Origin of the sequence: Dyella dinghuensis, assembly GCF_003977615.1 — a bacterium.
Classification (GTDB): domain Bacteria; phylum Pseudomonadota; class Gammaproteobacteria; order Xanthomonadales; family Rhodanobacteraceae; genus Dyella_B; species Dyella_B dinghuensis.
On sequence record NZ_RYZR01000004.1, the window covers coordinates 71,194 to 83,890 of the forward strand.

The window sequence follows — 12,697 nt, forward strand, 5'->3', positions numbered from 1 at the left end:
GGTTGATTACTTCGAATAAAGCTCGACGATCAGCGCTTCGTTGATGTCGGTCGGCAGATCTGCGCGATCCGGCACCGACTTGAACGTGCCGGCGAACTTCTTGCTATCCACTTCCACCCACTGCGGGCGCAGGTCCATCGTGTCGAACACGGTGCCCGCTTCCTGCACGCGCAGCTGAGTGCGCGCGCGCTCGGTCAGGGCGATCTCGTCACCCGGGCGAACCTGGTACGACGGGATGTTGACCTTCTTGCCGTTGACCAGAATGGCCTTGTGCGAGACGAGCTGGCGAGCCTGGGCGCGGGTGACCGCAAAACCCATGCGATACACGACATTGTCCAGACGGCTCTCGAGCAGGCGCAACAGGTTCTCGCCGGTGTTGCCCTTGAGGGTCGACGCCTTCGAGTAGTAGTTGCTGAACTGACGTTCGAGCACACCATAGATGCGCTTGACCTTCTGCTTTTCACGCAGCTGGACAGCATAATCGGACATGCGTGCGCGCTTGTTGGCGCCATGCTGACCGGGCTTGTTTTCCAATTTGCACTTGGAATCAATCGCGCGCGCCGGGCTCTTCAGGCTCAGGTCCGAACCTTCACGACGCGCGAGTTTGCAGGTAGCTCCACGATAACGTGCCATGGTTATGCTCCTTAGACGCGACGTTTCTTGGGGGGACGGCAGCCGTTATGCGGGATCGGCGTGACATCGATAATGTTCAGAACTTTGTAGCCGAGGGCGTTCAACGAACGCACCGCCGACTCACGGCCCGGGCCGGGGCCCTTGATCCGTACTTCCACCGTCTTCACGCCGTATTCGCCTGCTGCGCGGCCAGCCTTCTCGGCAGCGACCTGAGCAGCGAACGGGGTCGACTTACGCGAACCGCGGAAACCCGCGCCGCCAGCCGTCGCCCACGACAGGGCATTACCCTGGCGATCGGTGATCGTGATGATGGTGTTGTTGAAAGATGCCTGCACGTGGGCCACCGCATCGGTGACAACGCGCTTGATCTTTTTCTTGGTCTTAACTGGCTTTGCCATGTTCGGAATCCGTTACTTCTTGATCGCGCGACGGGGACCCTTGCGGGTACGTGCGTTAGTGCGCGTGCGCTGGCCGCGCACCGGCAGGCCACGACGGTGGCGCAGACCGCGGTAGCAACCCAGGTCCATCAAACGCTTGATGGCCATGCCGACTTCACGGCGCAGGTCGCCTTCCACGACGTATTTAGCGACTTCGTGGCGGATCTTCTCCACCTCGCCTTCGCTCAGCGATTTAATCGGCGTGGTTGGAACCACACCTGCGTCCGCACAGACCTTTTTAGCCCGGCTGCGGCCGATGCCGAAGATGCTCTGCAGGCCAACCCAGACGTGTTTCTGGACCGGCAAATTGACACCCGCAATGCGCGCCATGATGTACTTTCTCCGATGCTTTCTTGCGCGGTAAACGCGCAATTCTAACCTGAATCAAACTGTCAGGAAAGCCCTGTGGCACCTAGTGCCACCGCTTCCCACCCGTGCCTCACTGCAGCCTCAGCCGCGGCGCAGATTGGCCTTTTTGAGCAAACCTTCGTACTGATGGCTGTAGAGATGCGCCGTCACCTGAGCGGTGAAGTCCATCACCACCACCACCACGATCAGCAGCGACGTGCCGCCGAAGTAGAACGGAACATGCCAGGCGTTCTGCATGAACGTTGGCACCAGACAGACCAGTACGAGGTAGAGGGCGCCCACACCGGTCAGACGTGTCATCACGGAATCGATGTACTCAGCCGTCGAGCGACCCGGGCGAATACCCGGAATCAGCGCGCCAGACCGCTTGAGGTTATCGGCCGTGTCTTGCGAGTTGAAAACGATTGCCGTGTAGAAGAAGGCAAACGTGATCACCAGCACTGCATAAATAATGTCGTACAGCGGTTCGCCAGGTGTCAGCGCTTGAACCACGTTGGTCAACCAGCGCGACTGGTGGCTGACATTGCCCCACGTCGCCGCCATCGCCGGGAACATCAAAATACTGTTCGCGAAGATCGGCGGAATCACGCCCGACATGTTGATCTTGAGCGGCAGGTGGGACGTCTGGTTCATGTAAGAACGCTGGCCACCCGACCGCCTTGCGTAGTTCACCGTGATGCGCCGCTGTGCCCGCTCCATGAACACCACGAACGCCGTCACCGCCAGCACCATTCCGCAAACCGTGACGAGCGGCAGCGTATTGAGCTCGCCGTTGCTTGCCATGCCCAGCGTATGCGCCACGGCATTCGGCAAACCCGCGACGATGCCCGCGAAAATCAGCAGCGAGATACCGTTGCCGATACCGCGCTCGGTCATCTGCTCGCCCAGCCACATCAGGAACATCGATCCTGCTGTGAGGCCCACGACCGTCGACAGGATGAAGCCAAAGCCCGGCGTGTAGACCACCGGTCCAACCGAACTGGTCTGCTTCATCAGCGCTGCCGCGATACCGAAAGCCTGGAAAGCCGAAAGACCAACAGTGCCGAAACGCGTGTACATCGTCAGCGTGCGTTGTCCCGACTGACCTTCCTTGCGCAATGCCGCCAGGGTCGGAATAACCGAACCCATCATCTGCACCACGATCGATGCGGAGATATAGGGCACCACGCCAAGCGCAAACACCGACAAACGTCCCAGCGAACCACCCGAGAACATGTTGAACATGTCCAGGATGCCGCCACTCTGACCAATCAGAGCCGCCATGGCGTCCGGGTTGACACCCGGCACCGGGATGAACGAGCCGAGGCGGTACACAATCAGCGCACCAATCACAAAGAAGATGCGCTGACGAAGCTCGGTCAATTTACCGAGCGATCCGACCGATGTGCCCTTGGCTGCGGCCACGTGTGATTACTCCACGCTTCCGCCGGCAGCCTCGATGGCAGCCTTGGCGCCAGCGGTTGCCAGCAGACCCGAAAGCTTCACCGCGCGACCGATCTCGCCCTTGACGACGACCTTGACCTTCTTGGCACGGCTGTCGATCAGGCCAGCCTGATGCAGCACGACCGGATCGATCACGTCAGCCTTGAGCGCAGCCAGCTGATACAGGAACACTTCCTGGCTCTCTGCCTTCTTCAGCGAGCGGAAGCCCACCTTCGGCAGACGGCGCTGCAGCGGCATCTGACCGCCTTCGAAACCATACTTGTGGGTACCGCCGGCGCGAGCATGCTGACCCTTGTGGCCACGGCCAGCGGTCTTGCCCAGGCCCGAACCGATACCGCGACCAACGCGCAGGCGCGTCTTGCGCGAACCAGCAGCCGGCTTGATGTCATTCAGACGCATGATGCTTACTCCTCAACCCGCACGAGGTAATAGACCGTGTTGATCAAGCCACGCACCTGCGGGCTGTCTTTCAATTCACGGACATCGTTGAGCTTGCCCAGGCCGAGCGCTTTCACACTCAAGCGATGACGGCTCTGTACACCGCGCAGGCCCTTGACCAGGCGGACGCGGACAGTCTTATCGTTGTTAGCCATTACCCAGCACCTCTTCAACGGTCTTGCCACGCTTGGCAGCGATCTGCTTCGGCGAGGCAACGGCCTGCAGGCCCTTGATGGTGGCGCGAACCAGGTTGATCGGGTTACGCGAACCGACAGCTTTCGCCAGCACGTTCTTCACACCGACCACTTCGAGCACAGCGCGCATGGCACCGCCAGCGATCACGCCAGTACCTTCGGAGGCCGGCTGCATGAACACGCGAGCCGCACCGTGGTTGGCCTTGATGGCGTACCACAGCGTGCCGTTGTTCAGATCGATGTTCACCATGTTGCGGCGCGCACGTTCCATCGCCTTGGAGATGGCAACCGGCACTTCGCGTGCTTTGCCATAGCCAAAGCCAACCTTACCCTCGCCGTCGCCGACGACGGTCAGCGCGGTAAAGCTCATCTGGCGGCCACCCTTGACGGTCTTGGCCACGCGGTTGACGGCAATCAGCTTCTCGAGCAGGCCGTCTGAATTTTCACGATCGCTAGAAGACATATCTTTTTCCGTATGCCCGGACCATCCGGGACTTTTGCTTGCGGCTGTGCCGCTTGGAGTTGTTGTGTTTGTTACTTAGAACTTCAAACCAGCTTCACGAGCAGCATCGGCAAGTGCCTTGATGCGACCGTGATAGCGGAAACCGGAGCGATCGAACGCAACAGCTTCGATACCTGCAGCCTTGGCGCGCTCAGCAATCGCCTTGCCCACTGCAGCAGCAGCCGTCAGGTTCTTGGTGCCCTTCAAACTTTCTGCAACGGACTTCTGCACGGTCGATGCGGCAGCCACCACCTTTTCGCCAGAGGCGTCGAACACCTGGGCGTAGAGATGCTGGCCAGTGCGATGCACGGACAAGCGCGCTACGGCGAGCTTGCGGATGTGCGAGCGCGTGGACTTGGCGCGGCGCAGACGAGCTTCATTCTTGTTCATCATGTGTCTCCAGAAAGCGGATCGGCTAGTTAGCGGAGTGAGCCGCTATTACGCCTTCTTGGCTTCCTTAATGGTGATCTTCTCGCCCGAGTAACGAACGCCCTTGCCCTTATAGGGTTCCGGCGGACGATAACCACGGATCTTGGCAGCGACTTCGCCCACCAGCTGCTTGTCCGAACCCTTGATCAGGATTTCGGTCTGCGTCGGGGTTTCAATGCTGATGCCTTCCGGCGCATTGAAGACCACCGGGTGCGAGAAGCCCAGGCTCAGGTTCAGGGCCTTGCCGGTCATCGATGCGCGGTAACCCACGCCGACGAGTTCCAGCTTGCGCTCGTAACCTTCGGAAACGCCCTTGATCATGTTTGCGAGCAGCGCGCGAGCGGTACCGCCGAACTTGTCATCCGCGCCTTCGGCGACTTGGATGTTGACGGTGCCGTTGTCGTTGGCCACCGACACGCCCGGCAGGGCATGGATGGACAAGGCGCCCTTCGGGCCCTTCACGGCGATGCTGTCTTCCGCAATCTTGAGCTCAACGCCCTTCGGCAGCGAAATCGGTTTCTTGGCAACACGGGACATCGGAGGCTCCTTACGCGACCAGGCCGATAACTTCGCCGCCCACGCCTTGAGCGCGAGCCTGCTTGTCGGTCAACAGACCGGCGGAAGTCGAGATAATCGAAATGCCCAGACCGCCAAGCACCTTCGGCAGTTCACCCTTGCCGCGGTACACACGCAGACCGGAACGGCTGATGCGCTCGATGCGCTCGATGGCCGGACGGCCTTCGAAATACTTGAGCTTGATCTCGAGCACCGGCTTGCCTTCCTGCGAGGAAGTCTTGGCGTCGAGGATGTAGCCCTCATTCTTAAGAAGGTCGGCAAGCGCCACCTTCAGCTTCGACGACGGCATGCTTACGGCCTGCTTGCCCGTTGCTTGGGCATTGCGGATACGCGTAAACAGATCGGCGATGGGATCAGTCATGCTCATGAAAAACTTCCTTCAGAGTGCACCGATATCCGATAAAACCGGAAATCAATATTGAGTTGTGGGCCGCCATGGGGCGGTCTGCAGCACGCAGACCGTCAACTATAGCAGCCTTTTCCGGCTTTTGCGAATAGCGATGCTTCAAAGTCGCATCGACGGCGGCGCGTTACCACGCCGCCGGGTTTGGCGCCCCACCTAAAGGCAGGGCCGCCGTAGAACAATTACCAGCTGGCCTTACGCAGGCCCGGCACGTCGCCACGCATGGTGGCTTCGCGCAGCTTGTTACGGCCGAGACCGAACTTGCGGTACACGCCACGCGGACGACCCGACAGTTCGCAACGGTTACGCTGACGGCTCGGGCTGGCGTCGCGCGGCAGCTTCTGCAGCTTGGTCTGCGCTTCCATCTTGTCCTCGTAGGAGGACTTCGGATTCAGCACGATCGCCTTCAGTTCGGCGCGCTTGGCGGCGTACTTCTTGACGGTTTTGGTCCGCTTGATATCGCGGTTAACCATTGAGGTCTTGGCCATGGATTCTCTCGCGTATCAGTTGCGGAACGGGAAGCTGAAGGCTTCCAGCAGCGCTTTGGCTTCTTCGTCGGACTTGGCAGTGGTGGTGATGGAGATGTCCATACCACGCATCGCGTCGATCGCGTCGAAGTCGATTTCCGGGAAGATGATCTGTTCCTTGATGCCGAAGTTGTAGTTACCACGGCCATCGAAGGCGCGACCCGACACGCCGCGGAAGTCGCGGACGCGGGGAAGCGAAATGTTGATCAGGCGATCCAGGAATTCCCACATCTGGGCACGGCGCAAGGTGACCTTGCAGCCGATCGGCCAGCCGTCGCGGATCTTGAACGAGGCCACGGACACGCGCGCCTTGGTCGTGATCGGCTTCTGACCGGCAATCTTGGTCATATCCGCCACGGCATTTTCGAGCACTTTCTTGTTGCCCGCGGCTTCGCCCACGCCCATGTTCAGCGTGATCTTGGTGATGCGGGGAACCTGCATCACGTTCTGGTAACCAAAACGCTCGGTGAGCTTCTGGATGACCTGTTCTTTGTAAAAGTTTTCAAGGCGCGTCATGACTTGTGTTCCTTACGCGTCCACGACCTCGCCATTCGAACGGTACACGCGGACCTTGCGCCCATCACTGAGCGTTTTGGCACCGACGCGTTCACCCTTGTTCGTGGCGGGGTTGAACAGCTGCACATTAGAAATATGGATCGAAGCTTCACGCTCGACGATACCACCCGGCTGGTTGGCCTGCGGATTCGCCTTGGTGTGACGCTTGACCAGGTTGACGTTGGAGACGAACACGCGATCGCCATCAACGCGCAGCACGTCGCCGCGCTGACCTTTGTTTTTACCGGTGATCACGAGGACCTGATCACCCTTGCGGATACGGTTCATGGTTCTTCTCCGCCTCAGAGCACTTCGGGTGCGAGCGAGACGATCTTCATGAACTTCTCGCCGCGCAGCTCACGAGTCACGGGCCCGAAGATACGGGTGCCGATCGGCTCGAGCTTGTTGTTGAGGAGTACGGCTGCGTTACCGTCGAAACGGATCAGCGAACCGTCGGCGCGGCGCACACCCTTGGCAGTACGAACCACCACGGCGTTGTAAACCTCGCCCTTCTTCACCTTGCCACGTGGGATGGCATCTTTCACGGTGACTTTGATGACGTCACCGATCCCGGCGTAACGGCGCTTGGAGCCGCCGAGCACCTTGATACACATCAATTCCTTGGCGCCACTGTTGTCGGCGGCGGAAAGCGTGCTTTGCATCTGGATCATGGCTGCACCCTCCCCTTACGCTTCGGCGCGCGTGACGATTTCGACCACGCGGTGATGTTTGGTTTTGGAAAGCGGACGGCATTCCGCGATGCGAACCACGTCGCCCTCGTTCGCGCCGAGGTCGTTCTGCGCGTGGAGCTTGGTGGAACGACGCACGATCTTGCCCAGCAGCGGATGCTGCACCTGGCGTTCGATCAGTACGGTGACCGTCTTTTCCATCTTGTTGCTGATGACGCGGCCCTCAAGGGTGCGCGCCTGCTTGGTGTTGTCGCTCATGTCGGCCGTCCCTTACTTCTTGCCGCCGAGCACGAACTTCGTGCGGGCGATATCGCGCCGAACACGGCGCAGTTGGTGCGGCTGGCTAAGCTGACCGGTGCCCTTCTGCATGCGCAGGTTGAACTGCTCCTTGCGAAGGTCAAGCAGGTGCTGCTTCAGCTCGTCGGCCGACTTGTTGTTGAGATCTTTGGTGGCCATCACATCACCGCCCTGGAGACAAACTGGGTCTGCACCGACAACTTGGCAGCGGCCAGGCGGAATGCCTCGCGCGCGGTTGCCTCGTCGACACCCTCGATTTCATAAAGCATGCGGCCTGGCTGGATCGGTGCGACCCAGTACTCCACGCCACCCTTACCGGCGCCCATTCGGACTTCGATCGGCTTCTTGGTGATCGGCTTGTCCGGGAACACGCGGATCCACAGCTTGCCGCCGCGCTTCACGAAACGCGTGATGCAACGACGGGCCGCTTCGATCTGACGCGCGGTGAGAGCACCGTGCGTGGTGGCTTTCAGGCCGTATTCGCCAAAGCTGACGAGGTTCGAGCTGAAGGCCAGGCCGTCGTTACGGCCCTTGAACTGCTTGCGGTATTTGGTTCGCTTGGGTTGCAACATGGCAACTCTCCTTACTTCGCCGTCCGCTCGCGACGGCCTTCACCGTCACGACGCGATTCACGATCACGACGACCCTCGCCACCTTCACGCTCACGGCGCGGCTGGGAGGATTGCTGCTCTTCTTTCGGCTCCTGGCCGATCTGCGACAGGTCGAAAATTTCGCCCTTGTAGATCCAGACCTTGATGCCGATGATGCCGTACGTGGTTTTCGCTTCGGCGGTGCCGTAGTCGATGTCCGCACGCAGGGTATGCAGCGGCACGCGACCTTCACGGCTCCACTCGGAGCGAGCGATCTCGGCGCCGTTCAAACGACCGGACACGTTGATCTTGATACCCAGGGCGCCAAGGCGCATCGCGTTACCAACAGCGCGCTTCATGGCGCGACGGAACATGATGCGGCGCTCGAGCTGCTGAGCGATCGATTCGGCAACCAGCTGCGCGTCGATTTCGGGCTTGCGCACTTCGTTGACGTTGATGTGCGCCGGAACGCCCATCATGTCGCTGACTTCCTTGCGCAGCTTTTCGATGTCCTCGCCCTTCTTGCCGATCACCACGCCCGGACGGGCAGTGTGAATCGTCACGCGGGCCGTCTTGGCAGGACGCTCGATCAGGATCTTCGAGATACCGGCAGCGGACAGCTTCTTGCGCAGCATCTCGCGGACTTTGAGGTCGGCAGCGAGGTACTGAGCGAATTCGCCCTTATTGGCGTACCACTTCGAGTTCCAGTCCTTGGCAATGCCGAGGCGGATACCGGTGGGATGAACTTTATGACCCATCGTCTACGTCCTCTCAGTTACCAACGACCACAGTGATGTGGCTGGTGCGCTTCAGGATGCGCGAACCGCGGCCTTTGGCGCGGGCGTGCATACGCTTCATGGCCGGACCTTCATCGACGAAGATCTTCGAGACTTTCAATTCATCAACGTCCGCACCGAGGTTGTTCTCGGCGTTGGCGACAGCCGACAACAGCACTTTACGAACCATGTGCGCGGCTTTTTTGTTGGTGAACTGGAGCACGTCGCTGGCACGGCCCACGGGCATTCCGCGGACCAGGTCAGCTACCAGGCGTGCCTTCTGCGCTGAAATGCGAGCGCTGCGCAGGATCGCTTTGGCTTCGGTGCTCATCACTTGCCCTTCTTATCGCCGCCGTGGCCTTTGAACGTACGCGTCACCGCGAACTCGCCGAGCTTATGCCCGACCATGTTCTCGTTGACGAGCACCGGCACATGCTGGCGACCGTTGTGGATGGCGACGGTCAATCCCACCATTTCCGGCAGGATCATGGAGCGACGCGACCAGGTTTTGATCGGACGCTTGGAGTTGGTGGAAACCGCGGTTTCCACTTTCTTCATCAGGTGAAGGTCGACGAAGGGACCTTTCTTTAAAGAACGCGGCATGACGGTTTCCTATTACTTGCGACGACGCACGATGAACTGCTGCGTGCGCTTGTTGTTACGGGTCTTGTAACCCTTGGTCGGCGTGCCCCATGGGCTGACCGGATGACGGCCACCGGAGGTACGGCCTTCACCACCGCCGTGCGGGTGATCGACCGGGTTCATCACCACACCGCGAACGGTCGGACGAATGCCCTGCCAACGCTTCACACCGGCCTTGCCGAGCTTGCGCAGGCTGTGTTCCGAGTTGCCGACTTCACCGATGGTGGCGCGGCAATCGACCGGTACGCGGCGCATTTCGCCGGAGCGCAGGCGCAGCGTGGCGTAGCCCGTTTCGCGAGCGATCAGCTGTACCGAAGCACCGGCCGAACGCGCGATCTGCGCACCCTTGCCCGGCTTCATTTCCACGCAATGCACCGTCGAACCGACCGGGATATTGCGTAGCGGCAGGCTGTTCCCCACTTTGATCGGTGCATCGTGACCCGAGACCAGGCGGTCGCCCACCGCCACGCCAGCCGGCGCGATGATGTAGCGGCGCTCGCCGTCGGCGTAGCACAGCAGCGCGATGTGCGCGGTGCGGTTCGGATCGTATTCCAGACGCTCAACCTTGGCAGCGATGCCTTCTTTGTCGCGCTTGAAATCGATGATGCGGTAAGCCTGTTTGTGACCACCGCCGCGATGACGCGTGGTGATGCGACCAAAATGGTTGCGACCACCGGTCTTCGACTGGCTTTCGGTCAGCGGCGCGTACGGCGCGCCTTTGTGCAGCCCCTCGGTGCGGACGCTAACAGCGTCGCGGCGACCCGGCGAGGTTGGCTTGTGAGTAATTAGTGCCATCTGTCAAAACTCCTGGCTCAGGGCTTCGCCGACACGTCGATCGTCTGGCCTTCGGCGAGACGGACGTATGCCTTGCGCTTGCCCTGACGGTTGCCTGCGCGGAAACGGAAGGACTTCACCTTGCCCTTGGCGTTGACGAGGTTCACCTGCTCGACTTTGACGTCGAACATCTTCTCGACCGCATCGCGGACATCGGCCTTGGTTGCTTCGGGAGCAACCACGAAAACGTACTGGTTGCTCTCGGCGAGACGAGCAGCCTTTTCGGAGATGTGCGGCGCGCGCAGCGTATTGAGAATGCGTTCGTTGCTCATGCCAGCCACTCCTCGACCTTCTTGACCGCTTCGACGGTCATGACCACATGGTCGGAACCGACCAGGCTGACCGGGTTCAGCGCAACCACATCGACCACGTGCAGGTACGGGATGTTGCGCGAAGCCAGGAACAGCGCTTCGTTTGCATCTTCCGACACCAGCAGCACGCGACCGGAAACTTGCAGCTCGGCCAGCTTGGCGATCATCGACTTGGTCTTTGGGGTTTCGATGCCGAAACCATCGACAACCTTCAGACGACCCTGGCGATTCAGCTCCGAAAGGATGGAGCGAAGTGCCACGCGATAAGCCTTGCGGTTGACCTTCTGCTCATAGCTGCGAGGCTTGGCTGCGAACGTCACACCACCGCCCACGAAGATCGGGGCACGGTAGTCACCGTGACGGGCACCACCGCCCTTCTGCTTCTTGAACTTCTTGGTCGTACCGGACAGTTCGCCACGCGAAAGCTGTGCCTTGGTACCAGCGCGACCGCCTGCCTGATAGGCAACGACCACCTGGTGAATCAGGGCCTGCTTGAACTCGCCGCCGAACACATCGTCCGACACGCTGAGCGGCTTGGCGCCAATTACATTGAGTTCCATGCCGTCTCTCCTCAACCCTTGGTCGTCGGACGGATCACGACGTCGCCACCGGTTGCACCCGGTACCGCGCCCTTGACCGCAATCAGATGACGCTCGGCGTCGACCTTGACCACTTCCAGACCCTGCACGGTGCGGTTCACTGCACCCATGTGGCCGGACATCTTCTTGCCCGGGAACACGCGACCCGGGGTCTGACGCTGACCGATAGAACCCGGCGCACGATGCGACAGCGAGTTACCATGGGTAGCGTCACCCATCTTGAAGTTATGGCGCTTGATGGTGCCCTGGAAGCCCTTACCCTTGCTGACGCCGGCCACGTCGACGATCTGGCCGACCTGAAACACTTCGTCAGCCTTGATTTCGGCGCCGACGGCATACTTGCCGGCATCGGCCGAATTCAGGCGGAATTCCCACAGGCCACGACCCGGCTCGACTTTCGCCTTGGCGTAGTGACCCTTTTCCGGGGCCGTCAGCAAGCTGGCGCGCTTGACGCCAACGGCGACCTGCACCGCGCTATAACCATCGTTATCTTCCGTCTTCACCTGCGTCACGCGGTTCGGCGTCGCTTCAATCAGCGTCACCGGAATCGAGCGGCCGTCTTCGGTGAAGAGTCGGCTCATGCCGCATTTGCGGCCAACCAGTCCGATACTCATGTTCGTATCCTGTCTCTCGCTCAACCAAGCTTGATCTGAACGTCAACGCCAGCGGCGAGATCGAGCTTCATGAGCGCGTCCACGGTCTTGTCGTTGGGATCGACGATATCCAGCACGCGCTTGTGGGTGCGGGTTTCGTATTGATCGCGAGCGTCTTTGTCGACGTGCGGCGACACCAGAATGGTGTAGCGCTCGATCTTGGTCGGAAGCGGAATCGGACCGAGAACCGTAGCGCCAGTGCGCTTGGCCGTCTCGACGATTTCGCTGGCCGAACGATCGATCAGACGATGATCGAACGCCTTAAGCCGAATGCGAATCTTTTGGTTCGCCATAACCGTGTCCTGTTATCGAAAGAACAAATCTTGTGAATCGAAGTGGCTTCTCACCACCTCGCACAACCCAATGCACTACAGGTGTTGCAACGGTGCCACCGGAGAAAAACATCTTCCGGGAGACCCCAAAACGCCGGGCAGGCCGTATTCCGGCCTGCCCAGACAGGTAACGTACGCGGAAACCCTTTATTCGACAGAGACTTGCGTCTACTACCAGGGGATCCCCGCAACATCCTTGTTAGCGAATTCGAAGTGCTTCCTGCACCTCATTTCGCGGTAAACCGCCCAACACAGTGGTCGAGCGGTGAATTAGGTTGGAGACTATAGCTCATCTAAAGCTATAGAACAACTACCTGCAAGAAACCGCCTGTTTAGCAGGCGGTTTCTATACAGCAACTTACTTGACGATCTTGGCGACGACGCCAGCACCCACGGTACGGCCGCCTTCGCGGATCGCGAAACGCAGACCTTCCGTCATGGCGATCGGGGCAATCAGCTCCACCACCA

The 12,697-nt window shown here is 60.1% G+C and carries 26 protein-coding genes; all 26 read right to left on the reverse strand.

What is annotated here, in order from left to right:
- Positions 1 to 6 precede the first annotated feature (6 nt).
- Entirely contained in the window at positions 7 to 633 is a 627-nt protein-coding gene (rpsD, locus tag EKH79_RS07300; RefSeq protein ID WP_126673154.1) for a 30S ribosomal protein S4, read from the reverse strand.
- A gap of 11 nt (positions 634 to 644) precedes the next feature.
- Entirely contained in the window at positions 645 to 1,031 is a 387-nt protein-coding gene (rpsK, locus tag EKH79_RS07305) for a 30S ribosomal protein S11 (protein WP_126673155.1), read from the reverse strand.
- A 12-nt stretch (positions 1,032 to 1,043) separates the two neighbouring features.
- Entirely contained in the window at positions 1,044 to 1,400 is a 357-nt protein-coding gene (gene rpsM, locus EKH79_RS07310; protein WP_126673156.1) for a 30S ribosomal protein S13, read from the reverse strand.
- A gap of 120 nt (positions 1,401 to 1,520) precedes the next feature.
- Positions 1,521 to 2,843, reverse strand: coding sequence for a preprotein translocase subunit SecY (gene secY / locus EKH79_RS07315; protein WP_126673157.1), 1,323 nt, complete (start codon positions 2,841 to 2,843; stop codon positions 1,521 to 1,523).
- A gap of 6 nt (positions 2,844 to 2,849) precedes the next feature.
- A complete protein-coding gene (rplO, locus tag EKH79_RS07320) occupies positions 2,850 to 3,281 on the reverse strand; it encodes a 50S ribosomal protein L15 (protein WP_126673158.1) in 432 nt (143 codons plus the stop codon).
- A gap of 5 nt (positions 3,282 to 3,286) precedes the next feature.
- Positions 3,287 to 3,475, reverse strand: coding sequence for a 50S ribosomal protein L30 (gene rpmD, locus EKH79_RS07325; RefSeq protein WP_126673159.1), 189 nt, complete (start codon positions 3,473 to 3,475; stop codon positions 3,287 to 3,289).
- The gene (gene rpsE, locus EKH79_RS07330; protein WP_126673160.1) at positions 3,468 to 3,977 is read right to left on the reverse strand and encodes a 30S ribosomal protein S5; all 510 of its coding nucleotides are present in this window, start codon (positions 3,975 to 3,977) and stop codon (positions 3,468 to 3,470) included. The genes rpmD and rpsE overlap by 8 nt, the downstream gene beginning before the upstream one ends.
- A 75-nt stretch (positions 3,978 to 4,052) precedes the next feature.
- Positions 4,053 to 4,406: a 50S ribosomal protein L18 gene (rplR, locus tag EKH79_RS07335; RefSeq protein ID WP_126673161.1), complete on the reverse strand. Its 354-nt coding sequence runs from the start codon at positions 4,404 to 4,406 to the stop codon at positions 4,053 to 4,055.
- A gap of 48 nt (positions 4,407 to 4,454) precedes the next feature.
- Positions 4,455 to 4,982, reverse strand: coding sequence for a 50S ribosomal protein L6 (gene rplF, locus EKH79_RS07340; RefSeq protein WP_126673162.1), 528 nt, complete (start codon positions 4,980 to 4,982; stop codon positions 4,455 to 4,457).
- 10 nt (positions 4,983 to 4,992) lie between these two features.
- On the reverse strand, positions 4,993 to 5,388 hold the full coding sequence (gene rpsH / locus EKH79_RS07345; RefSeq protein WP_126673163.1) for a 30S ribosomal protein S8: 396 nt from the start codon (positions 5,386 to 5,388) through the stop codon (positions 4,993 to 4,995).
- 218 nt (positions 5,389 to 5,606) lie between these two features.
- Positions 5,607 to 5,912 carry a 30S ribosomal protein S14 gene (rpsN, locus tag EKH79_RS07350; protein WP_126673164.1) on the reverse strand — a complete coding sequence of 102 codons (306 nt, stop codon included), beginning with the start codon at positions 5,910 to 5,912 and terminating at the stop codon, positions 5,607 to 5,609.
- Positions 5,913 to 5,927: 15 nt separating this feature from the next.
- Complete coding sequence (rplE, locus tag EKH79_RS07355; RefSeq protein WP_126673165.1) at positions 5,928 to 6,467, reverse strand: 50S ribosomal protein L5; 540 nt, start codon at positions 6,465 to 6,467, stop codon at positions 5,928 to 5,930.
- A gap of 12 nt (positions 6,468 to 6,479) precedes the next feature.
- Positions 6,480 to 6,794 (reverse strand): 50S ribosomal protein L24, encoded by a 315-nt coding sequence (gene rplX, locus EKH79_RS07360; RefSeq protein WP_126673166.1) that lies wholly within the window; start codon positions 6,792 to 6,794, stop codon positions 6,480 to 6,482.
- 14 nt (positions 6,795 to 6,808) lie between these two features.
- Positions 6,809 to 7,177: a 50S ribosomal protein L14 gene (gene rplN, locus EKH79_RS07365; RefSeq protein WP_126673167.1), complete on the reverse strand. Its 369-nt coding sequence runs from the start codon at positions 7,175 to 7,177 to the stop codon at positions 6,809 to 6,811.
- Between the two features lie 15 nt (positions 7,178 to 7,192).
- Positions 7,193 to 7,453 carry a 30S ribosomal protein S17 gene (rpsQ, locus tag EKH79_RS07370; RefSeq protein ID WP_126673168.1) on the reverse strand — a complete coding sequence of 87 codons (261 nt, stop codon included), beginning with the start codon at positions 7,451 to 7,453 and terminating at the stop codon, positions 7,193 to 7,195.
- A 12-nt stretch (positions 7,454 to 7,465) separates the two neighbouring features.
- Complete coding sequence (rpmC, locus tag EKH79_RS07375; RefSeq protein ID WP_126673169.1) at positions 7,466 to 7,651, reverse strand: 50S ribosomal protein L29; 186 nt, start codon at positions 7,649 to 7,651, stop codon at positions 7,466 to 7,468.
- Positions 7,651 to 8,064 (reverse strand): 50S ribosomal protein L16, encoded by a 414-nt coding sequence (gene rplP / locus EKH79_RS07380; protein WP_126673170.1) that lies wholly within the window; start codon positions 8,062 to 8,064, stop codon positions 7,651 to 7,653. The genes rpmC and rplP overlap by 1 nt, the downstream gene beginning before the upstream one ends.
- 11 nt (positions 8,065 to 8,075) lie before the next feature.
- Positions 8,076 to 8,840, reverse strand: coding sequence for a 30S ribosomal protein S3 (gene rpsC / locus EKH79_RS07385; RefSeq protein WP_126673171.1), 765 nt, complete (start codon positions 8,838 to 8,840; stop codon positions 8,076 to 8,078).
- Between the two features lie 13 nt (positions 8,841 to 8,853).
- Positions 8,854 to 9,189 carry a 50S ribosomal protein L22 gene (gene rplV, locus EKH79_RS07390; RefSeq protein WP_115477111.1) on the reverse strand — a complete coding sequence of 112 codons (336 nt, stop codon included), beginning with the start codon at positions 9,187 to 9,189 and terminating at the stop codon, positions 8,854 to 8,856.
- Complete coding sequence (gene rpsS / locus EKH79_RS07395) at positions 9,189 to 9,461, reverse strand: 30S ribosomal protein S19 (RefSeq protein WP_126673172.1); 273 nt, start codon at positions 9,459 to 9,461, stop codon at positions 9,189 to 9,191. The genes rplV and rpsS overlap by 1 nt, the downstream gene beginning before the upstream one ends.
- Before the next feature lie 12 nt (positions 9,462 to 9,473).
- Positions 9,474 to 10,295 (reverse strand): 50S ribosomal protein L2, encoded by an 822-nt coding sequence (gene rplB, locus EKH79_RS07400; protein ID WP_126673173.1) that lies wholly within the window; start codon positions 10,293 to 10,295, stop codon positions 9,474 to 9,476.
- A gap of 17 nt (positions 10,296 to 10,312) precedes the next feature.
- On the reverse strand, positions 10,313 to 10,606 hold the full coding sequence (gene rplW, locus EKH79_RS07405; protein WP_126673174.1) for a 50S ribosomal protein L23: 294 nt from the start codon (positions 10,604 to 10,606) through the stop codon (positions 10,313 to 10,315).
- Positions 10,603 to 11,205, reverse strand: coding sequence for a 50S ribosomal protein L4 (rplD, locus tag EKH79_RS07410; protein WP_126673175.1), 603 nt, complete (start codon positions 11,203 to 11,205; stop codon positions 10,603 to 10,605). Before rplD ends, rplW begins: the two co-directional genes overlap by 4 nt.
- Before the next feature lie 11 nt (positions 11,206 to 11,216).
- Positions 11,217 to 11,858, reverse strand: a complete 642-nt coding sequence (gene rplC / locus EKH79_RS07415; protein ID WP_126673176.1) for a 50S ribosomal protein L3 — start codon at positions 11,856 to 11,858, stop codon at positions 11,217 to 11,219.
- Between the two features lie 20 nt (positions 11,859 to 11,878).
- The gene (gene rpsJ / locus EKH79_RS07420) at positions 11,879 to 12,190 is read right to left on the reverse strand and encodes a 30S ribosomal protein S10 (protein WP_014402136.1); all 312 of its coding nucleotides are present in this window, start codon (positions 12,188 to 12,190) and stop codon (positions 11,879 to 11,881) included.
- Between the two features lie 397 nt (positions 12,191 to 12,587).
- Positions 12,588 to 12,697 (reverse strand): EF-Tu C-terminal domain-related protein (locus tag EKH79_RS07425; RefSeq protein ID WP_484481984.1); only part of this gene is annotated, 110 nt, incomplete at its 5' end.